Below are 19,857 nucleotides of genomic sequence, written 5' to 3' on the forward strand. Positions count from 1 at the left end.
TGGGTCAGTGGCACCATCGAGGAGGTTGACGACAAAGGTGCCCGCATCTTCGGTTTGGGTTTCGGTAATGGCAGCGGCGACCGTTGGGGTACCATTAGCTCCGGTGATAGTTATCGTTGCGGTTTGGGCAACTGCGCCACCATTGCCATCAGTAATAGTGTAGGAATAGCTAATGACTTCTGAATTACCAACAGATAAATCGCCATAGGCACTGGCATCGATGGAGATGGTGTTGCCAAGGATAGTCACACCACTGTTATCACCGCCATCAAGTGTGAGGTTGGTAACGTTGATGGTGTCAGCCGAATCTGGATCGGAGGCGGTACTCAGGAGATCAACTGTGAAGACTCCATCATTCTCGGTTTGAGTAACCGTAATAGGACCAGCAATCTGCGGATCATCATTTAATGGTGTGATGTCAACAATTCGGCTAAGAGTATTGCTGGCTGTGCCATCACTTACAACTATATCAATCGTGCGGCTAGCGGAACCGGCAGTGGGATCTTCGCTAGTTGAGCTGTAGGTAATGCTTTGAATTGCGGTTTGATAATCGGCAACTGAGGCGTTACCACTAAGGGTCAATACTCCATTGATGTAGCTGCCTGTAATCCCGTTTTGGTTGGTAAAGTCTAGCTGATCGTCTGCGGTGAATCCTGCAGATATGGTAAGGCTTGCCCCCGTCAGTTGAGGGCTGTCTAAATCGGTGATCAGTAAATCATCAAAGACAGCCGTACCCACGGGAGCATTCTCGGTGTATGCAGCATTTACTGGGTTTGTGGCTGTTGTGACTGCAACTGAAGCGAGGTCAATGTTGGCCTGGGCTGAGGCTGTATTGTCACTAAAGGCAATTAGGTTGGGATCGTCGTAGGGATCGATGGCGCCGTTAAATGCTTGATAGTCTTTAAGTTTGCCACTGAGAATAGCTGTGCCATTTGCATAGAGCGTGTAGCTGTCGCCCTGAATCGTTAGATCGTAGTTGGCTAGGCTAGTGGTATCAAAGGTGGCACCTTCTGCCTGGGTAAAGAGGGTTTCAAAACCGGTGGCGGATGCATCATCGGGTTCAACGGATGGATCATCTTGGGTGGCGCCATCGGACTGGGCCCAGATGCGATCGCTCCAAAAATCAAGCTCAATGGCTTTACTCGGATCATTGCTAACTATCAGCACGCTAAAGCCAGCCCGATCGTCCACCCCATCGCCATCCTTATCAGACCCCGCATGGGATTCTGCATTAACCCGTGCCGTAAAGCTAATGGTAAACCCAGCAGAGGCATCTAGGGTTTGATCGGAGCGAGAGAATCCGGCTAGCAAAGATGCATTTGCCGTGGTGTCTACATTGGTTACCCCACCGCCCACCGTTGGGGTAACCCCTGGACCGACATAGGTCCAACCTTGAGCATCTGGCAATGTCCCCAGGGCACCGTCGTAGCGAAGTAAGGTCGTACCTAAAAGGGGCGAGTCGTTAGCCGTTGTGATATTGATTGTTTGAGCAACCGGTGCATTGGCCGTGGTGTCACTCTCTTCTAGGACAACTTGAACGGTGCGGTTAGCGCCATCGGGGTTTTCGGAAATGTTTGCATAAGTAACATTTCGCAGCAATGCCTGCACGACTTCAGGCAGCACATCGATGGCGGGGGCGGCATCAAAGGTGATTACTAGGGGGGCCAGGCTGGTGTCAAAACGAGTCCCCCCGGCCAGGGTACCAATACGAGTCCCTTCGTAGGTAACAATTCGACCATTTAGGCCAATTTGGCCGGTGCCATCACCTTGATTTTGAATGGCTAGCCGGTCATTCGCCGTGCTACCCGTCGCAATTTCAATGGTTAGATTGCCGCCATTAAAATTGCTCGAATCAATGTCGCTAACAAAGGCTGTGCCATTGATGGGCACGGGGATAGCATTTTCGGCGTATGTTGTTGCCCCACCTGGCAAGCTGATTTCGGGGGCATCGTTAGCATCGAGAACGCTAACCTGGATAAAGTTGTTGTCCGTTTTCGCCCCACCTGTTCCAGAAAAACCATTGTCGTTGGCGGTAATCTGAATAGAGGTATTGCCTGTAAAATTATCGTCAGGGGTAAATGTGAGTCCATCTAGTGCATTATTAACTTCGGTGAGGGTGCCTTCGATGGTCACCTGGCCAGAATTGTTATCGGTTACGGTGGCGCTACCCACGTTAACAACCGATAGGGTGCCATTGAAGGACCCTAATTGAACTGACACAGTGCCATTACCCGCATCGATGTCAGTAATCGAAATCAGGTTGTTATTGGTACCGTTAAAGACGAGGGGCTGTTCCTCATTAACGGACTGTGGGTCTGGAAAGTTATTTACAGGCGCATCATTAACAGCGGTGACATCAATATCACGGGTGGCCGCATTACTAGGGGCGCCATCACCATCGGTTAAAACAAACTGAACCGTTCGTGTCGCCGTGTCGGGGGCGTCTGAACTATTGCCATATACGGCATTGCGCATAACAGCTTGAACGGCTGTTGGATTCGCGTTGGCATTAAATGTTACCTGTAGCGGGGTGAGCCCCGTCCCCCCGGCAACGGAACCAACAACCGTGCCTTGGTAGGTAACATCGCTGCCCGCAACACCAACCTGCCCAGCGCCGGTGCCCTGGTTACGTATTTCTAGAACATCGTTGGCGGTGCCATTGGCGCTGAAGCTAACCGTTAGGGTGGCCGCATCGTAATTGGGGGTGGTATCAGCAGCGGTGGCTTGACCCGCAATGACGACGCTGTTGGCGTTTTCGGTATAGCTAACGTTGCCCGCTGATACTGTAATTGTGGGTGCTGTGTTAGGAACAGTGGTGGGGTGTTCCCCCAGACCTGCAAACTCGTTATTGGCAAACCCTTCCCACTCAGTCGCTGGGTCGAATGCATCGGTGGGATCGGTATCCCCAGCATCGATGGAGGGATGTTTGCGGCGTAAGGTGTTGTTGGCTGTTGAGGTTAAATCGCTACCCCACTGGGCACCGGGGTCTACACCAACTTGGCCAATGGAATCAATAACATCGCCAGCACCATTTTTGAAAACGACTGCATCATCCCCGGTGAAGAGAATGTTAGTTGAGGTCAGGTCGGATACCGCTAGGATTGCCGCATCGGCATTGGGGTGGGCAATGACGAAAACGTCATCATTTTGGACGCTACCGCTGAGGGCAATGGTTCGCGATGGACTACTACCACCATTAATGTAAATTTCTAGGGTATAACCACTTAGGTCAACAGGAGCGCCTGTATTGTTGTATAGCTCGAGGGCTCTATTACTGTTGCTACCTTCAACATATTCGGAAATAAACAGATCTGTTGCCATGTGGTTACCTTCTATGTGCTAGGCGTAGGGTTTGGAAAATTAAATGCACCCCAATAGTTCAGATGACTGTTTAGGTCAAAATCATCCTTTTGGAGAAACAATAATGATGTTCAAACTTTTAAGACAAATGTCCTAGGCCGCCTCCTGTAAGTTGCCCATAACGAAAAGTGAGCCAACATGCTATAACCCGGAAAATGCCTGTTAATAAAGGGGGTTTGACACTATTCTCACGGACTTGAAATGTACAAATGTTTATTGAAATCTCAGCAAGAATACTGAAAATATATGCAGTACCAACTTGACTTTCATGCCAGCCAACGTTGGTGATTGAAAAATAGAACAAAAAAATGAAATGAGATTTTACAATTTCTCATTTCTCCGCAAAAACCAAGAGGGAGGTGCTTAAAAAGTAACCCTCTTATTTTTCAAGGCGGTTTATCCCTTTATGCATAAAATATTTCAACAAAATAATTTATGCATAGGATGTCGGTGATTTAAGAAAAGCGTTAGAGCACTGAAAAGAAGAAAATTAGGCTGTAATATTTATCTGGAAACTGGCGTTTTCCTACGGAGGATAACTAAAGGGACCATAATTAGTTCAGGAATTGACCTATGGTGATGCGACGACGAGATGTACTAGCCGGTTTAGTTGCAACCGGTGGTTTGGTGACATGGGGGCTGATGGGGCAAACGGCCCATGCCTACGATGTTACGATTTCGCCGACGTCGCCTCAGCTGGGGGATACTATCTCAGTTATTGTGCGGGCTAGAAATGGGGCAAGTGTTGCGCCGACCATTATGGCTAATGGGAAGGCATATCCTAGTTTTCCGTTGCCGGACAATCGCTTCCGTGCGTTTGTTCCCACAAGTCCCTTAGATCCACCGGGGCGGATGGTGATTCAGGTGGATGGTTCTGAGGAAACCCGGAGTTTGGCCGTGGGGTTGCGCGATCGCAGCTTCCGCACCCAATGGATCACCCTACGCGGCAGCGGCAGCCTGGGCACAGACCATGAATTTGACCGGGTGGATGCATTTAAGGCGTTAGTCACCCCAGATCGGCTTTGGAGTGGTAAGTTGTTGCGCCCCAGCCAGGGACGGGTCAGTTCCGAGTATGGCGTGCGCCGCTACTACAATGGAGAATTTGCTGAAAACTATTACCACCGTGGCGTAGATTATGCCGCTGGCACCGGTGCCCCCATCGTTGCTCCGGCGGCGGGCTACGTTCGTCTGGTGGGGCGCGTGGCCGATGGCTTCGAGCTCCATGGCAACACCGTCGGCATCGACCATGGTCAGGGGTTGTTGAGCATCATGATCCACCTGAGTCGCATTGACGTACAGGAAGGAGACTTTGTTAAAGCCGGTCAGCGTGTGGGGGCCATTGGGTCTACGGGGGCAGCAACGGGACCCCATTTACACTGGGGACTGTATATGAATCAGGTTTCGGTGGACCCAGTGCCCTGGCGTTTCGATGGTTTTGAATAGGCGCATCTCAGGGATGGGCCCTGGCAACGTAGGGATCAATGCAGGTTGTAGAAGCCATTGAGGCGATTTTGACTAAGTTATAGAAAGATAATAAATAAGCAGCGCGCCGCTGTAGGTCCAGTCACAAAGAACGCAGCCTAGGGTATACCAGGAGAAAAAAGGGGTTCCATGGCCTTGGTATTTGGCAATGTCCCAACAGCCGTGGAGGAAAATTGCAGCGATCACCCCCATGGGAGAGGAGATTAAACTCAGGCTAGAGACCACAATCAGCGCCGTTGCAATCAACCATTCGCACCGTTGGGAATTTGCCTGTTTCCAGGCCGCCCATGGATAGGTAAAGTTCATCGCAATGGAAAAGAAAATGGCAATTTGCCAGACAAATGCTGTTGGCAAGCTCCAGTGGGCCAATAACAACGCAGCCACATAAACGGAAGCTGCCAGTTTGAGCCACAGAAATTGTCTTGAAAATAGATGATCGTGGGTAAGGTCGGTCATGGTGATTTATTGATCCTTGTGCATGTATCTCCACAAAAATGCGCTACTTTGCAGCCTTGCATACTGTCTAAAATTGTTTTCCCCATTAGGATAAAACCCTGCTGACTACGGGGTAGACCATCGTGGAAAGATCGCTGCAGCGCATTATTCTTGGCGTTAGCTTTTTTATTACCACAGTCATCGTGGCTGTGATTGGGTACGTTGCGGCGGGCTGGGCCTTGATGGATGCCATCTACATGGTGATTATTACCATCTTTGGGGTGGGCTACGGCGAAGTAAAACCGCTAGAGTCTAACAGCCTCAAGGTATTTACCATTTTAGTGATCATTGCTGGTGTTTTATCCGTCACCTACATTATTTCCGGTGTCGTACAGTCCGTAGCAGCAGGGGAAATTCGTCAGGCGCTGAGCCTTAAACGTATGAGTGAAACCATTGCCAACTTAAAAGGCCATGTGATTATCTGCGGCTATGGTCGCATTGGGCAGCTGCTGGCCCAACAACTACAGCAGGATGGCCTGCCCTTTATTGTGGTAGATGCGGATCCCACCCGGGTCAGTTTGGGCCAAGAACAGGGATATCTAATGCATTTGGGCAACGCCACCGATGAACCAAGCCTAGAATCCGTTGGCATCCGGCGGGCGCGGGCGTTGGCCACCGTGCTGCCCGATGATGCGGCCAATGTGTTTATTACCCTAACGGCGCGTGAGCTCAACAGCAGCATTACAATTTTGTCCCGGGGAGAACTTCCATCAACTGAGAAAAAGCTGCGGCTGGCGGGGGCAAACCATGTGGTTTTGCCTGCGACCATTAGCGCGGGGAGGATGGCAAACCTATTAATTAACCCGGCAGCAGAAGATTTCTTAGCCCAGGGAGAGGGGCGTAAGGCGCTAAATCAGCTACTGTCAGAAATTGATATTCAACTGAGCGAGCTGCCCATTGAAGCCCAGTCTAGTTTGTTGGGGGCAACTATCCGGGATATTGAAACCCAGGGAAAAGGCACCTTTATTATTGTTGCCCTGCGGCGTCAATCGGGGGAAATTTTAGTCCACCCCACGCAGGATACTTTTTTGGCGGGAGGAGATGCGTTAATTCTGATGGGACACCAGGGCGACCTACCGTCGGTAATCAGGCGTCAGCTGGTGAAGCCAGAGCTACGCTACCGTGGGGCTCGCGTTCGGTAGGGAAAACTACGGTACAGTCAGGCCTAGGGATAAAATCAGCCCATAAATGGTTAGAGGACTTAGCATATATAAAGCTTAGCTCCCTAGTATCCCGATGAATCAATCGCTTAATTCCTACGATACTCCTGAAAAAGCAATACTCCCAGCACCCCCCGCCGTTTCATCTAATGCAACACTGGCAACGGTGATTGAATTGATGAACAATTATCGGATGTGTGAAATTTCGGGCTATGGGCAGCAAAACACGTCAAAAAATGATTGGCAACATTTACGTCGAAATCCAGGCTGCGTCTTAATAACAGAACAAGAAAAACTGCAGGGGATTTTGACTGAACGGGATATCGTTCGCCTCACCATGAACGAAACGGATCTTGAAGCAACCTCGGTCGCTGCAGTGATGAATACGCCTGTATTTAGTCTGATGCGGGAAGAAGTAACTGACCTTGTTGTGGTGTATAACTTGATGCGACGTCATCGAGTGCGGCATTTGCCCATCATCGATGCAGAGCACCATGTGCAGGGCTTAATCACCGTTTCTAGCCTGCGCCGCACAATTAACACCAGTTACTTTCTGCGCTTTCGTTTAGTCAGGGAGGTGATGAATCCCCAAGTTGTTACCGTTTTGCCAACAGATTCGGTGCGGGCCGCCGTACAACGCCTGACGGCTTATAACATTAGCTGTGTTGTTGTTGTCCAACCCCACAGCGTAAATTTGGACAACTCTGAGGATTGGGGATTTCAGTTTAGCCGTTCGGAACAAATACCCATCGGCATTGTTACAGAGCGAGATATCCTACAGTTTAAGGCCTTGGGCCTAGATTTAACCACGGTGACGGTGGCGGATGTTATGAGTAGCCCGCTAGCCTGTGTGAGGCCAGAAGATACCCTGGATATGACCCAGGAACTGATGCAGAAAAAGTGGATCAGGCGCTTAGTGGTGACCACACCCCAAGGGTTTTTGGCTGGCATTGTTACCGAAACGAATCTCACCCAGGTACTGGATCCGGTGGAGCTCTATGGCGTGTTAGAGATTTTGCAGCTACAGGTTTGTAACCTATCTGAAAGTCGCGATCGCTTATTAAAGGCCCAGAACTTTGACCTGGTGATGGCCTTTGACTACCAAGAGTTTGGTCTGGTGTATCAGCCCCAGCTGGAGTTGAACAGTAATAAAATTACCGGGGCCGAAGCCCTAATTCGCTGGAATTCAACCACCCTGGGCAACGTGTCGCCGGTTGATTTTATCCCTTGGGCAGAGCAAACGGGATTTATCCTTAAATTAGGCTATTGGATCTTAGAAACGGCCTGTAAACAAGCGGTACGGTGGCAACAGATGAGTGCTTGGGAAGATGTGTCCATCGCCGTCAATATTTCCACCAAGCAACTGATGGATCATCATTTTATTAGTCGTACCATGGAGATTCTTCAGGCTACTGGATTGCCTGCCCATTGTTTAAAGTTGGAGCTGACCGAAAGTGTATTGGTGGAAAACGTTAGCTTGATAGCAGAAAAGCTAAAGCGGTTACAAGAATTGGGCTTACAGATTGCCATCGATGATTTTGGCACGGGTTACGCCTCGCTTTCCTATCTCCAACATTTTCATTTCGATATTTTGAAGTTCGATCGATTGTTCATTATGGAAATCGACCAAAATCCGAAAAAGCAAGCGATCGTCAGTTCTATTTTGCGCATGGCAAAACAGCTGCACTTTAAGGTAGTGGCCGAAGGTGTGGAGACCCAGGCTGAAAAAGACTTTCTGACGGTGCAGGAATGCCACTACATGCAAGGGTTTCTGTTGAGCCGTCCCTTAACGGTGCAAGACTGGTCTGATTTTATGGAAAATCACTATCGTAGTTAACCATCGGGAAATTGCCAGCAGGCAATCGCTTCTACGTGGTTGCTGCCGCAGTGATGGCAGGCGGTTTTGCCCGAGGCCACCCATTCTTCATGGCATTGGCGACAATGGCAAAATACGTTATTGCGATTTGCCTCTGCAAACCGTCGTCGCCATTCTGCCAGTTCTTCGGCACTTAGTTGCTGTGGCCAGTTGTTGTGATCAGTCATGGACTCTCTCCTCACTGCCCTAGGTAACGACGTGGTTTTGGCATGTGCAACGTTGATCGAGGTTTAACCTGGGAGCACGTATGAATTTACGACATCCAGATTGTTATACTGCCGTGGCTATCAATTGTTTAACACGGTCGCATTGCCTGTCAGGGTGGCTAGGGCTAATTTTTAAGTTTGGGATTGGTCTGATTATAGCGGGAGAGGGCCACGGCAATGCTGAGGGCAAGAATGCCCGCAATTAACAATGTGGTGGGAGACGCGCCCAGGGTTTCAAAATATTGGGTGTAAAAGTGAATAGCCCCAAAAACAGATAGGGCATTGACTGCCCAGCGACGGTTTTGGCGGGCGGCCCAAATGGCAGTGCCGATTAGGGTGATGGCCCAAGCCAAGGCGAAAAACCAATCGGGGATAATGATATTACTGCTATCAAAGCTCCAGCTATCGGGTTGTCGCCAGAGAGAATCGCCCCACAGGGACCCGACCCAAAAGCCAAAGTTGACTAAAAATAGGGAGGTGCGGGACACTGCGATCGCTAAGTGGGCATAATCCACCGATAGCCTATGGGCGAGAAAATAAGCCCCCCACCCCAGGGCACTAAACAACAGCACCGTCATCAACGGTTGGCGAATGATCAAAAAATAGCTAGCGGAGCCATACATGGCCATGGCTCCCACCGTTGCAGACAGCGCCAGGGTGGCAATAATCATCAGCAGGGTGCGCTTCGTCAGAATGCCGCCGATGGCACACAGCACCATCACCAACAAAAAGCCACCAACGCTCCCTGCCGTGAGGGCCAAAATGCTACCACTGGCCAGCAGGGTGCCGACCAATAACAAAATGATGCCCAACACGCCCCACTGTTGGGCATAGTGGGTTTGAACGTAAATGCCACCGGCTGAGAGGGCTAACCCCAGGGCAAGGGCCGTCCAAAAGGAAGGCAACAGCGCCATGGCCCCTAAGATTGCGGCAATCACCCCAAAGCTGATCAAGATATTAAACGCTAGGGAGCCGGTAGCTTCGCTGGCAAAGGATTTAATCCGGTTATACTCGTCTTGATCAATTCGACCCTCTGCCAACAGTTTATCGATATCAATCGTGACTTTCATGGTAGGCATTTCTGCTAATTCTGACCATATTAAACCCCTCTTCTTCACTGGGTGCTACAAAATATTTCGTAACCTGGGTAAATATTTCTTCCGTATCTGTTGCATTTCTTTCAGGTTGCTCGTTGCGGCGCTTTTCGATTTGCTTGAGACACAGCTGATTGGATACATCAAGGTAGATCAGCTCATGGTCGGCACCGATTTCTGAAAATATGGCCCTAAACCATTCCCGCTGAGCAATGGTATTTGCGGGGAAATCCATTACAACCGGGGTGCCTGTGGTTAGTATATTTTGCACCAGCGGTTTTACGATGGGTTTTATCCTATTCGAATATTTGATGTAGTCTTGCAGTGACCTAACCTGGTCTGGATAGAGCGTTTCAATCCACTGATCTTCACATAGGAGAACGGCATTTCTCTCCTTTGCCAGTGCCCGGGACTTGGTTGTCTTCCCGGCCCCCATTTTTCCGCATAGAAATATCAGCATCGCTTTCTCCTATGGCTTAGCCGCATCCGTGGGCGGCACTACTATGGCCTTCAACAAAAATGCTTTGGCCTGGATGATGCTCCTCAATGGTTGCGATCGCATCCTCAATGGCCCGCCAGTCTGAAGGTTCCATGGCGTGATCGAATACCGTCAACTCCACATGATCTTTTCGCAGACCGGCAATTTCCTTAACGGTCAGCACCTGGGCATTGACCCAAAGTACTTTTGGGCACCCCCCTAAGCTGGTGCTTAATGCCAAATATCCAGTGCGGGTGAGAACTAGGTAAACCATGATCGGGTATCAGCAACCATCCGGTCGTGACGAATGATTGTCCATTGGCATAACATGTAGCTTCGCGACTCGGATACATTTTTTGTTATGCGTCTTTTGTGGTGGTTGGTTTCATGCCCCAATCGACGATGATTGCCGCCACCATGATCTCAACCAGTGCCAGGGGAAGAGCAACTGCAAGGATTTCAGGCGTTGCTAAATTCATGTTGAATAGGCCAAGCCACAAAATAACGAATACGGCCATCCAGAAAAGTACTGCGGCGAGGATTGCGTTGCGTTTTCCGTAGCCAAAGCGCTCTAGGAATAGCCATATAAAGCCTGTTGTAGCGATGACTAAGATGGTATCCCACAGACCCCAAATTGCGAACACGCCCGCATTCATTGGCGCGACGTTTTCGATGCGGGGAAAGGTGTTGCGCATCATGGGCATTACGAATGCGAAATAGCGAAATACTTCGGAGATATTTATCCAAATGGTGTTTGCTACAAGTGTTTTGAGAAACGCTTGAGTCGGAAATGAACTTTCGAGGTTGCTGTTGTTCATAGGGGCAAAGGAGACTGGCGCATAACGGCTTGGGCTTCAGCGGACGGCAATATGATTTTCATCATAATCTAAATTTATGTCTCCGTTCCGTTGTAATCCCTTGTTAGGCAGCCTATTCAGCAAACATCTCAGCTAAGATATCAAGAAGCATTTTTTGTTCATCTTGACTGATTCGACCAAGTTTTTTGACCAATCGGTTTTTATCTACTGTGCGGATTTGGTCCAAAACAATTTGCCCATTCTTGCCCTGAAATTGGCAGGCAACACGAGTGGGATATTGCTTACCTTTTGTAGTCATTGGAGCAATGATAACCGTAGCGATATAGCGGTTCATCTCATCTGGTGAGATAACGACACAGGGACGTGTTTTCTGAATTTCACTCCCAACAGTGGGGTCTAGGTTGACCAGAAAAACATCGAAACGCTTAACTACCATTCCCAGTCAGATTGCTCCCAGTCAGTGGTGTTGACGTCATCTAGAAGTACATCATCTTGATTTTTCGCCATTGCAGCAAAGGCCTCATCCCATCCGGCTCGCAAACATTGTGCTGTGCGAATAGTCAGACAATCACCCTGTACTTCAATCTCAACTTCTTCATGAATACCACTTTGCTCTAGAAGGAGCTTCGGGATACGAATGCCTTGAGAGTTACCAATTTTAACGATCCGAGTTCTGACAACTGTGCCCATAGATAGATACTTGCGAACGCGAAAGTGTGATTACATTGTAATTACAGAAAAAGATGCTGTCAAGTAGGGCAAAATTTACCTTGTCAGCTTAAGGACCTATGTTATGCGTTATTTTATTGATGCGTTGGGGAAATCATTATACGAATTTGAAAATTGTTTGTCGTTGACTCAAGCTCGGAAACAATAGGTCTTGAACGTCGTATTCATCTTCAATATCGAGAGTTGTAACGGTCTGCGTGGCGAACTCGAAGTTAGCGAACAACTGAATAAAAGCGAGGGCAGATTGTTTCTATTGTTGCGACTGGATTCGCGGCAGCGTCATCTTATGAATCAAGTCTGATTCCACCTCAGTTTGTGAAAGAGGATTTAGTCAAGTCCCTCCTGCCATTGAGAGAAGATGTAATTAACAAATTACGCATCCAGTCGTTATGATATCGGAACCCATTGAGCTTATCAAAGAGACACAAACAACCTCCATTTTGTTGCTGAGTTTTATGGTAAAAATGGATAAAAATTCGTAACTACGCAGGCTTAAAAAATAGAGAGCTTTTCAAGTCTGCGTAATTACCAAATAACTTTTATTAGTGAGTTTCTTATCTGCCTGCTCATATAGCTAATCATATTAGAAATCTCTCAATAACCCAACCTAAGCCCTTTCCACCAAAGCCTTCAAACTACTCAAACCATTCTCATATTCCGTCCCAACCATACTATCCATCATAAAACCAAAATAAGTACTCACCGGTTTCATCAACATCGGCACCCCTTCCCTCACATCCGAATCCAACGACCAAGCCACCCGAGTACCCGTCTCCTCCGGCGTCAGCGAAATCATCGCATCCGCCACGCCCATATCACCAAAATCCAAATGCGTCTTCACATACCCAGGAGACTCCAGCGCGGTCACCTCCTGGGAACCATCGCCCACCTCAGGCACTTCACTATGCCACACCATCGTTTGCCCCAACCCCGAACCCGAAATCGTCATCTCCGCATTCGGATCTTTCTTCGCCCAAGGCGACCAAGCATCCCACTGGCTTAAATCACTCACCAACGGAAAAATCTGCTCCGGTGCAGCACCAATCACCACACTCCGTTCCACATGAATCTGACTAGGTAAAACAAAACCAGCTACAAACGCTAGGGCCAGCGCCGTAACCAGACCGCCAATAATTTTCAAGAACATTCACCTAGGCTCCACGAAACCAATGGGCACCCCTAAGTTTAATGAGAAATTTTGATTAGTGAAAAGGGGGTTCAGAAAATTTTAAGAAGTCGTCAGCTCAAAGTCCCTCAATATTGGGCAGGGCTATTTCATTGTTTGGGCAGAAAATCTGAAGGCATTGAAAGCTCGTTTGGAAAAAGGCATGTTCTACGTGGAGGAGAGCCGCGCTAAACAACAACGCGATAACCTGATTAATCGACCCCGCCGTAACCCCTTATTTAATCTATTCTCCCTGACTTACCATGTACACGGTAGCCCAGAAGGAGAAAGCTGTTCTAACTTAAGGAAGTAGGATGCAAAATGTAGTAAGCATTCCGCATTCCTCCCCCTCATTCCGAATTCTCCAATGGTTCTGCAAAGAACCCCAAATTATTCGCAACCGGTCGCTGGCGGCCAGGGATTTTCGTATGGGCAGGCACATTGAGCACCTTAGCCCCGCTGGGGGTGTCCATGGCAACTGTTGTGGAACCACCGCCATCTAACTGTAGCGCGGTCTCCACCCCGAGCTCCTGCAACAGGTCTAGGACTTCTTCCATGGTCATCCCCTCGGAATATAGGGGCTGTTTGCCATCGACCAATACAAGCCATAGCTGGGTGCCTGTAGTATCTAGGCCAACAATGTTGAATGGATAGGGTTTGGCACCGTCTTTGGCAATTTGCTGGGTGGCTGCTTCGGTCGGTTCACCGTTTTCTAGCACCACCATCTTACCCGCCAATGCCTGGAGGCTATGGCGACAGTCCCCATCGGCTCGTATTTCGGCTTGCCCGTCCATTAGGCACAGGGATACCCAGTTTTCCTGGGGTGGGGATACGAGTTTGCCATCGGACATGGCAATGCCAATGGTGTTTACGCCGTCACCCAGGTGGGGGTAAAAGTTCCAGGGGGTGACTTCGCGAAATGGATAGAAAAAGTTGCCGTTAATGGCCAGTTGCACCCCCTGGGTTTCGACAAAGTCGGATGTGCGCTGGGCTAGGGTCTCCGTGGGGACAGTCTTGCCTTCGTAGGCGACGGCACCGCTTTGGCTGGGGGTGGCCAAGGGTTTGAGGCCAGGGGCGGTGAGGTCAATTTCGACGATATGGACGGTTTGGGGGCGGGGCTGTTGTTTTATTTGGCGGCTGTAGGTAATGCCTTGGAACAATGGTTTAGGCGCGATCGCACTGCGGCTGGGCCGCTGGGATATTTGGATGCCATAGAGGGCAAAGGGGAGCAACAAACCTAGCCAAATCAAACTGTTGGTGACTTTTTTCCAGGGGGGCATGGGGATATCTAAACTTTATGTATTTAAGCGTTCGTGCAAACTAAGCCGGTGATTTCGCCCCTAAATCAGCAATGCTAGGCTGGTGGCTGTAGATCGATAGGGATAAATCACTGATTGCACCCTTGGCCATTTATGAATCAAAATCGTGGGCATTTTCTACGTCTTCACCACTGGCGGACGTTTTTACGTATCATTGGCCTGATTGCGATCGCAATCTTCGCATTCCACGCCATTAGTAGCCTGGTGTTTAGTGTTGTGGACCTGGCACCCAGCAGCCCCAAGTGGAGTTTAACCCTAACCTTGGCAGGTTTTTTGGCCCTAGCCGGGGCCGCGGTGGGTCTACAGTCGCTGCAGGTGGCTCCGCCCCGCCTCACCGGGCTAGTTAGCGGCGCGGCTTCCCTGGGGATATTGCTGTTTTATAGCTTTGGCCAGCTGAGCGATCAAAATGCAATCTACGCCATTGTTGGCGCGGGCGTTGGTTTGGTCCTGGGGGGCGGTCTTGGCTATTGGTCGGGGGGCCGCAGGGGATTTTGGCAGGTTGCCATTGCGATCGCCAGCACCCTATGCGCCTATGGCATCGCCTATGGCCTTGGCACCTGGGCCTTTGCTGCCCTCAGCACCCGCCACTGGCCCCTCAGCCTCCTCTTAGGTAGCCTCACCGGTCTGTATATTTGGTTTACTCGCCGCAGCCTCACCTGGATCTATCACCGCTGGGCCAATTGGTCAGGTGAGCGTGTGAACTAGTGCAGCGTCAAAGCTAAAAATTGGGGTAAGGACAGGGAGTAGGGAATGGTGAGTAGTGAGTGGTGCATGAGGTTTAGCAACGTTTTTGCCAATCCCTTATCGATCCTAAAATTTAGTCTTGACGGACCACTAAACTGTCTTGTCACCAATATCTGTCACTAATGATGGCTCTAGCCTCATACCCGATTGCCTAGCGCAGCGCACTCCCCACTGCCCACTCCCCTTTCTCTACACTAAAGAAATGTAAATACTACGCCATAGCATCACCGAGATTAAACGCGCATCTCTGCTTGATTTCAAGGATTTGTCAGTAAAGTAGCAATTACGGACAGTTCTTAATTTAAGTTTATAGAATACCGGGTCCGTAATAGATTCTTGGCAAGTTGTATGGAATCTAGTGCACAGCGCACAACAACACAATCTGCCATCTCAACACAAACACACTTCGAGGGTGAATACATGTCTATTGAAACCACGGGCCGCTACCTAGTACTCCTGCCCGAAGAAGACTTGGGTGCCGGCATCCAAGCACTGTCTAGCGCTACGGGCATTCCAGGCGTGGCCAGGGCCGCCGATTTTGAGGGCCATGCCTTTACCACAGCCGAGCTAGAGAGCCCCAATGCGTCTGTTTTTGATGATTTAGGTGTGGCTGTTGTTCCCCTCGATCCAGATCAGGCCCAGTCCCTACGCGCCAGTGCCGCCGCCAATCACAATGTGCTAGATGTGCAGCCCGAGCGGGTGCTCTATGCCATGGGCCAACAGGGTCTCTCCGCCGATTATTTACGCGGCTACCGCGATGCCGCCTCCCATCTATACGATCAAAGCGGCCCGCAGCAGGGTCAGCTAGCGGCCCAACAACAGCGGGAAGCTACCCCCGAATTTAAGGATTGCAAAACCACCTGGGGCCTCCAGGCCACCCGCGTTGTGGACTCTCCCTACAGCGGCCTTGGCATTAAGGTGGCCGTGCTAGATACGGGCATGGACCTAAACCACCCCGACTTTGCCGGTCGCGTGATTAACAGCCGTTCTTTTATTCTTGGTGAGTCTGTTCAAGATGCCAATGGCCATGGCACCCACTGCATCGGCACCGCCTGCGGTCCTAAGGGGGTGGTTGAACTGCCCCGCTATGGCGTTGCCTACAATGCGGACATCTATGCGGGCAAGGTGCTCAGCAACCGTGGTTCCGGCTCCGACAGCGGCATTCTTGCGGGCATTGAATGGGCGGTGAACAGTGGCTGTGAAATTATTTCCATGTCCCTCGGTGCCCCCACGCGCCCCGGCGATACATTCTCTCCAATTTATGAGCGCGTCGGGCGTCGGGCCCTGCGTCGGGGGTCCCTAATTATTGCAGCGGCGGGCAATGAGAGTACGGACCGAGCCACCGGCAGTCGTTTGGATCCCCCTAGCCCCGTTGGCTATCCGGCCAATGCCCCCACCCTGATGGCGGTGGCGGCCCTAAACAATCAGCTCCAGGTGGCCCCCTTCTCCAATGGCACCATTAATTTAGATGGTGGTCAGGTGGATATTGCTGGCCCTGGTGTGGATGTGTACTCTAGCTGGCCCATGCCCGATCGCTATATCAGCATCAGCGGCACCAGCATGGCCACCCCCCACGTGGCCGGCATTGCGGCCCTCTATGCCGAAGCCACCGGTGCCCGGGGCATGGAGCTATGGGCCTGGCTAATGCGCGACGCCCAGCGGTTAATGCGCCCCGGTAATGATGTGGGTATTGGTCTGGTGCAGGCACCCATTAGTTAGGGCAAAACTATAGACTCTGTAAAACTGTGCTTTAACATTGCCGTTGCTGATCTATGCTCAAATCAGCAACGGCAATTTGCATGATGAAAAATTCTCGATGGCTTCAACAACTGATCTCTGGGCTGATTGTTGTATTGATGTCAGCGAGCTTAGTGAGCTGTTGGCCGGAAAGTTCAGATGCTGTTAATGCGAATCCAGAAACTGATATGGATAAGGTAAGGGTCAATATAACCATTGATGATGCCCATGCGGATCAGATGGATCAGATGGCGGAACAACTTAAGGGGGCTGGTTTGGAAATTGAGCAGACGTTGTCTACGTTGGGTATTGTGACGGGGTCTATTGAGAAGGATAAGGTGTCTGCGTTGTCGGAGATTACGGGCGTGGAAGCGGTGGAGGAAGATCGGGCGGTGGGATTGTAGAGGTAGATTCGCCGGTGGGGCTGTAGAGGGAGATCTAAGGGAGATCTATATGGCCGGTAGGGGTAATTCTTATGCTAAATCGGCTGGGGGTTAAAGCCGGTTGCTTGGGGCTCCTCCGAGTGCCCCAAACCCCAATGGGCAGGGCGGTCTGTCGCCCTACAACCCCACAGAAGGGATGGGTTATCTTTGACTGCGTAAGTGGGGAGTTACGGCGAGGTCTATGGTAATTGTTTCGGGCGCGCTGTTGGATTTTGAAAATACAGTGGTTATTTTTTCTATTAGGCGTACTGGGGTGCCGTCTAATTCTGAAGGAGGCTAGACTCAAAGCCCCCAGGATTGGGGGTTTGGGGGCCTGAACAATTTTGAGCCTCTTTAACGATGACTTGATCTTAGAAAATCCTTTGATAAACGCATTAGGAAAACGCAATCAATTAAATCCGTAATTGTCACCGCTAGCCACAGAAGACTGAGCGGAGTTGTTCGTGCAACGTCTCCCTCGGAGTTAATCCGGCAAAATTGGAAGTTATTTAATCGCCATTCCTTAGCTCTATCCATTATGGGGAATTTAGGGGAAATGCCAGGATGTTAAATGGCTTTTATGTCGCTTGAAAAAGCTCAGAAATACCCTCAACAGCGGGTTTGGCCCCTTACCCCAATGCCAACTGTTCTAAATCCGTTAAAACTGTTTTCAACAATTCTTTTTGTGCATTTTGCTTTTGGTGCAGTGGGTCCAATTTTGGGACAAAAATTTCTTCAGCCCGTTGGCTATAGCTGCTCAATGCCGATAAAGCTGCTACGGAAAAATCACTTAAATATCCATAGGCTGCGCCATAGCTAGGCTGCCCAGATGGCAACAACGGCCATTGGATCGCTAGCTCCGCTGGGCAAGGCTGCTCAAATAGTTCACAGCCCTGGTGCACCCATGCTTCAACGGCAGCTTTCTTTTTTGTCCAGGCTGGCTTAAATGTTTGTTCCACCCACTGGGGCAGCCTGCCCGCCTGTAGTTCGGTGGCACACCGTTGCTGATACCGTTCTAATAGGCGATCTAGGGTAAGCCAGTGTTCTACATCGGTAACGCTTTGTTGAAACCCGGTTTGTAATAGTTGTTGTGCTTTTTGTTGAAGTTGTTCCCGTCGGGATGGGGGCCGATTTTCTAAGGTTTGTAGCTGTTGTTGCAATGCGTGCTGTAACTGTTTTACTAAGGGCACAAACCGGGGTAGACGATGGCTGGCTAGGTGGGGCAGACGATCTTGGATTAAACCCCACAGGGCTGTTTCTAGTTCTAGTAGCCCGGTTTGGGCCACGCCATGGTCATCTCCTTTGAGGCGGGCCCTGAGGGCGGGTAGGGCATCGACGCTGTAAAGGTTGCTTAGCTCTGGCGGTAGGGTGGTGCCAACGTTGGTGGTCAAGGTTTGCGATCGCGCCATCACAGCTTGCCGCTCGTCTGGCTCCACCAGGTTAAGAAAATTCACCACAAACAACACCGTCGTCACCCCCCGTGCCATTAGCCAGTCTTGTAGCTGGTGACGTTCATCCAGGGTCATCAATTTGCGACCATCCAATACTTGGATGACCCCATCGGCTTCCAATAGCTGACCATACACCAGCTGATTATTCAGGGGTTGGTCGTCGGTGCCGGGCAGGTCCACCAGTTCCAAACCCAGCTGCAACAACGGATGGGGGCACTGCACCTCCACCGCGGTCACCTGAGCCTTTTGCCCATCCAGGGTGGCGTAGCGCTGCAATAGGTCAGTGCCAGGGGCTTTTAAACGACTGCCGTTGGTGAGGGTAATGCGGCTGATGAGTTCAGGCCCATGGGTAATGGTAATGGCCGCCCCCGTGGTGGGCACCAGGGAAATGGGTAGGGCCCTGGTGCCAAGTAGGGCATTGAGCAATGTGGATTTGCCGTGGTTAAAGGGGCCAAAAACGGTAACGCGTAGTTTTGGATAGCCCAGCAGCTGGCACTGGCGCAGGATGCGTTCTTTTAGGTCTGTTTGATCGGCCTCGAGCAGGCCCACTGCTCTTTTGAGGGTATCGACAAGTAGCGGTGGCACAACAGCCATGGAAACTATGTAGCAGTGACGTTAGGGGAGTGATAAAACTTTAGTGGGTGACCCACTTATTTATACGAAAATTAGAGGCAAATGCTTTAGTTAGCATCGCGTTCGAAGAAAAGCTTATAGCCCACCCAGCCAATTACAAATAGAATAAATACCCCCGCCAGGGCAGACGCAATGCGGATGGCTAAAATCATCCCGATAAACAGCAATATCAGCTGAGCCCACCGGGGTAGGTGGGACAATAAACTAAAGGCATGGCGACGTTGCCTTACCGGTTTACCCGTTGTCGTCGTTTCGATTTCAGATTCTAATTCCTGCATGCGGACCTTAATTTCACGGTCCCTAAGTTCGGTTTCCCGCTGGCGAAATTCTTCTTCTCTAGACTGGTCAGGATTCATGGTTTAGGCAAGATCCGCGTTTCTGTTTATAGAATAAGCGCAGTTTAAAAGAACTGCCAACTTGGGCACTAATATAAAGCGGGCCGATTTTCTCCGAAATCTAGAGTCCTCTGCAAATAGGAAAAAGCCCTCCAGCACGCTCTCCCTTTCCGCATTCCGACTTCCAACTTCCGCACTCAAGATTTCTCGGCTTAAATACCCGCCCACTTTGCCAGGGAAGCCCGTTTCAGGTTCCAAGCCGGTTGTCCATTTCAATGGCCTATCCCCTGATCTAGGACTATAGTCCTAAGCAAAAGGGCCTTTAGTCTCTGGGGCTATGGCCCTAATAGAAC

19 protein-coding genes are annotated in these 19,857 nt (G+C 50.2%); 6 read left to right on the plus strand and 13 right to left on the minus strand.

What is annotated here, in order from left to right; all coding sequences use genetic code 11:
* Positions 1–3,321: choice-of-anchor Y domain-containing protein (locus IXB28_RS14585; RefSeq protein ID WP_215619338.1), on the minus strand; the 3,321-nt coding region annotated here is incomplete at its 3' end.
* 618 nt (positions 3,322–3,939) lie between these two features.
* Here IXB28_RS14585 and IXB28_RS16860 point away from each other — a divergent pair.
* Entirely contained in the window at positions 3,940–4,803 is an 864-nt protein-coding gene (locus IXB28_RS16860; RefSeq protein ID WP_407659212.1) for a M23 family metallopeptidase, read from the plus strand.
* Between the two features lie 72 nt (positions 4,804–4,875).
* On the opposite strand, the gene IXB28_RS14595 is transcribed toward IXB28_RS16860, so the two are convergent.
* Positions 4,876–5,298, minus strand: coding sequence for a hypothetical protein (locus tag IXB28_RS14595; RefSeq protein ID WP_215619340.1), 423 nt, complete (start codon positions 5,296–5,298; stop codon positions 4,876–4,878).
* Positions 5,299–5,420: 122 nt separating this feature from the next.
* Here IXB28_RS14595 and IXB28_RS14600 point away from each other — a divergent pair, with 122 nt between their 5' ends.
* A complete protein-coding gene (locus tag IXB28_RS14600) occupies positions 5,421–6,479 on the plus strand; it encodes a potassium channel family protein (RefSeq protein WP_215619341.1) in 1,059 nt (352 codons plus the stop codon).
* A gap of 94 nt (positions 6,480–6,573) precedes the next feature.
* Positions 6,574–8,334: an EAL domain-containing protein gene (locus tag IXB28_RS14605; RefSeq protein WP_215619342.1), complete on the plus strand. Its 1,761-nt coding sequence runs from the start codon at positions 6,574–6,576 to the stop codon at positions 8,332–8,334.
* Here IXB28_RS14605 and IXB28_RS14610 read toward each other — a convergent pair.
* The 9 genes from IXB28_RS14610 to IXB28_RS14650 form a co-directional block, all read right to left on the minus strand.
* Positions 8,331–8,540: a hypothetical protein gene (locus tag IXB28_RS14610; RefSeq protein ID WP_215619343.1), complete on the minus strand. Its 210-nt coding sequence runs from the start codon at positions 8,538–8,540 to the stop codon at positions 8,331–8,333. The two genes, IXB28_RS14605 and IXB28_RS14610, sit on opposite strands and share 4 nt — an antisense overlap.
* A gap of 164 nt (positions 8,541–8,704) precedes the next feature.
* A complete protein-coding gene (locus tag IXB28_RS14615; RefSeq protein WP_215619344.1) occupies positions 8,705–9,649 on the minus strand; it encodes a hypothetical protein in 945 nt (314 codons plus the stop codon).
* Positions 9,633–10,133, minus strand: a complete 501-nt coding sequence (locus IXB28_RS14620; RefSeq protein ID WP_215619345.1) for an AAA family ATPase — start codon at positions 10,131–10,133, stop codon at positions 9,633–9,635. Before IXB28_RS14620 ends, IXB28_RS14615 begins: the two co-directional genes overlap by 17 nt.
* A gap of 16 nt (positions 10,134–10,149) precedes the next feature.
* Entirely contained in the window at positions 10,150–10,425 is a 276-nt protein-coding gene (locus IXB28_RS14625) for a hypothetical protein (protein WP_215619346.1), read from the minus strand.
* 85 nt (positions 10,426–10,510) lie between these two features.
* Complete coding sequence (locus IXB28_RS14630) at positions 10,511–10,969, minus strand: hypothetical protein (protein WP_215619347.1); 459 nt, start codon at positions 10,967–10,969, stop codon at positions 10,511–10,513.
* Positions 10,970–11,081: 112 nt separating this feature from the next.
* A complete protein-coding gene (locus IXB28_RS14635; protein ID WP_246559807.1) occupies positions 11,082–11,405 on the minus strand; it encodes a type II toxin-antitoxin system PemK/MazF family toxin in 324 nt (107 codons plus the stop codon).
* Positions 11,399–11,659 carry an AbrB/MazE/SpoVT family DNA-binding domain-containing protein gene (locus tag IXB28_RS14640; protein ID WP_215619348.1) on the minus strand — a complete coding sequence of 87 codons (261 nt, stop codon included), beginning with the start codon at positions 11,657–11,659 and terminating at the stop codon, positions 11,399–11,401. The genes IXB28_RS14635 and IXB28_RS14640 overlap by 7 nt, the downstream gene beginning before the upstream one ends.
* Positions 11,660–12,305: 646 nt before the next feature.
* On the minus strand, positions 12,306–12,845 hold the full coding sequence (locus IXB28_RS14645) for an SRPBCC family protein (RefSeq protein ID WP_215619349.1): 540 nt from the start codon (positions 12,843–12,845) through the stop codon (positions 12,306–12,308).
* Between the two features lie 368 nt (positions 12,846–13,213).
* Positions 13,214–14,143 carry a phosphodiester glycosidase family protein gene (locus IXB28_RS14650; protein ID WP_215619350.1) on the minus strand — a complete coding sequence of 310 codons (930 nt, stop codon included), beginning with the start codon at positions 14,141–14,143 and terminating at the stop codon, positions 13,214–13,216.
* A gap of 132 nt (positions 14,144–14,275) precedes the next feature.
* Here IXB28_RS14650 and IXB28_RS14655 point away from each other — a divergent pair, with 132 nt between their 5' ends.
* From IXB28_RS14655 to IXB28_RS16655, 3 genes are all read left to right on the plus strand, one after another.
* On the plus strand, positions 14,276–14,887 hold the full coding sequence (locus tag IXB28_RS14655) for a hypothetical protein (protein WP_215619351.1): 612 nt from the start codon (positions 14,276–14,278) through the stop codon (positions 14,885–14,887).
* 459 nt (positions 14,888–15,346) lie between these two features.
* On the plus strand, positions 15,347–16,645 hold the full coding sequence (locus tag IXB28_RS14660; RefSeq protein ID WP_215619352.1) for a S8 family peptidase: 1,299 nt from the start codon (positions 15,347–15,349) through the stop codon (positions 16,643–16,645).
* 53 nt (positions 16,646–16,698) lie between these two features.
* Positions 16,699–17,067 carry a hypothetical protein gene (locus IXB28_RS16655; RefSeq protein ID WP_246559808.1) on the plus strand — a complete coding sequence of 123 codons (369 nt, stop codon included), beginning with the start codon at positions 16,699–16,701 and terminating at the stop codon, positions 17,065–17,067.
* Positions 17,068–17,714: 647 nt separating this feature from the next.
* Here IXB28_RS16655 and IXB28_RS14670 read toward each other — a convergent pair.
* Together IXB28_RS14670 and IXB28_RS14675 are read right to left on the minus strand one after the other, a co-directional pair.
* Positions 17,715–19,130, minus strand: coding sequence for a dynamin family protein (locus tag IXB28_RS14670; protein ID WP_215619353.1), 1,416 nt, complete (start codon positions 19,128–19,130; stop codon positions 17,715–17,717).
* An 86-nt stretch (positions 19,131–19,216) separates the two neighbouring features.
* Positions 19,217–19,525 (minus strand): hypothetical protein, encoded by a 309-nt coding sequence (locus IXB28_RS14675; protein ID WP_215619354.1) that lies wholly within the window; start codon positions 19,523–19,525, stop codon positions 19,217–19,219.
* Positions 19,526–19,857 lie beyond the last annotated feature (332 nt).

It is taken from the genome of Leptothoe kymatousa TAU-MAC 1615, from assembly GCF_018739865.1.
Classification (GTDB): Bacteria; Cyanobacteriota; Cyanobacteriia; order Phormidesmidales; family Phormidesmidaceae; genus Leptothoe; species Leptothoe kymatousa.

Bases quoted from the DNA above. Each gene is read 5' to 3' on its own strand.
- IXB28_RS16860 (WP_407659212.1), top strand. From the start codon at position 3,940: ATGCGACGACGAGATGTACTAGCCGGTTTAGTTGCAACCGGTGGTTTG.
- IXB28_RS14595 (WP_215619340.1), bottom strand. From the start codon at position 5,298: ATGACCGACCTTACCCACGATCATCTATTTTCAAGACAATTTCTGTGG.
- IXB28_RS14605 (WP_215619342.1), top strand. From the start codon at position 6,574: ATGAATCAATCGCTTAATTCCTACGATACTCCTGAAAAAGCAATACTC.
- IXB28_RS14610 (WP_215619343.1), bottom strand. From the start codon at position 8,540: ATGACTGATCACAACAACTGGCCACAGCAACTAAGTGCCGAAGAACTG.
- IXB28_RS14615 (WP_215619344.1), bottom strand. From the start codon at position 9,649: ATGAAAGTCACGATTGATATCGATAAACTGTTGGCAGAGGGTCGAATT.
- IXB28_RS14620 (WP_215619345.1), bottom strand. From the start codon at position 10,133: ATGCTGATATTTCTATGCGGAAAAATGGGGGCCGGGAAGACAACCAAG.
- IXB28_RS14625 (WP_215619346.1), bottom strand. From the start codon at position 10,425: ATGGTTTACCTAGTTCTCACCCGCACTGGATATTTGGCATTAAGCACC.
- IXB28_RS14630 (WP_215619347.1), bottom strand. From the start codon at position 10,969: ATGAACAACAGCAACCTCGAAAGTTCATTTCCGACTCAAGCGTTTCTC.
- IXB28_RS14635 (WP_246559807.1), bottom strand. From the start codon at position 11,405: ATGGTAGTTAAGCGTTTCGATGTTTTTCTGGTCAACCTAGACCCCACT.
- IXB28_RS14640 (WP_215619348.1), bottom strand. From the start codon at position 11,659: ATGGGCACAGTTGTCAGAACTCGGATCGTTAAAATTGGTAACTCTCAA.
- IXB28_RS14645 (WP_215619349.1), bottom strand. From the start codon at position 12,845: ATGTTCTTGAAAATTATTGGCGGTCTGGTTACGGCGCTGGCCCTAGCG.
- IXB28_RS14650 (WP_215619350.1), bottom strand. From the start codon at position 14,143: ATGCCCCCCTGGAAAAAAGTCACCAACAGTTTGATTTGGCTAGGTTTG.
- IXB28_RS14655 (WP_215619351.1), top strand. From the start codon at position 14,276: ATGAATCAAAATCGTGGGCATTTTCTACGTCTTCACCACTGGCGGACG.
- IXB28_RS14660 (WP_215619352.1), top strand. From the start codon at position 15,347: ATGTCTATTGAAACCACGGGCCGCTACCTAGTACTCCTGCCCGAAGAA.
- IXB28_RS16655 (WP_246559808.1), top strand. From the start codon at position 16,699: ATGCTCAAATCAGCAACGGCAATTTGCATGATGAAAAATTCTCGATGG.
- IXB28_RS14670 (WP_215619353.1), bottom strand. From the start codon at position 19,130: ATGGCTGTTGTGCCACCGCTACTTGTCGATACCCTCAAAAGAGCAGTG.
- IXB28_RS14675 (WP_215619354.1), bottom strand. From the start codon at position 19,525: ATGAATCCTGACCAGTCTAGAGAAGAAGAATTTCGCCAGCGGGAAACC.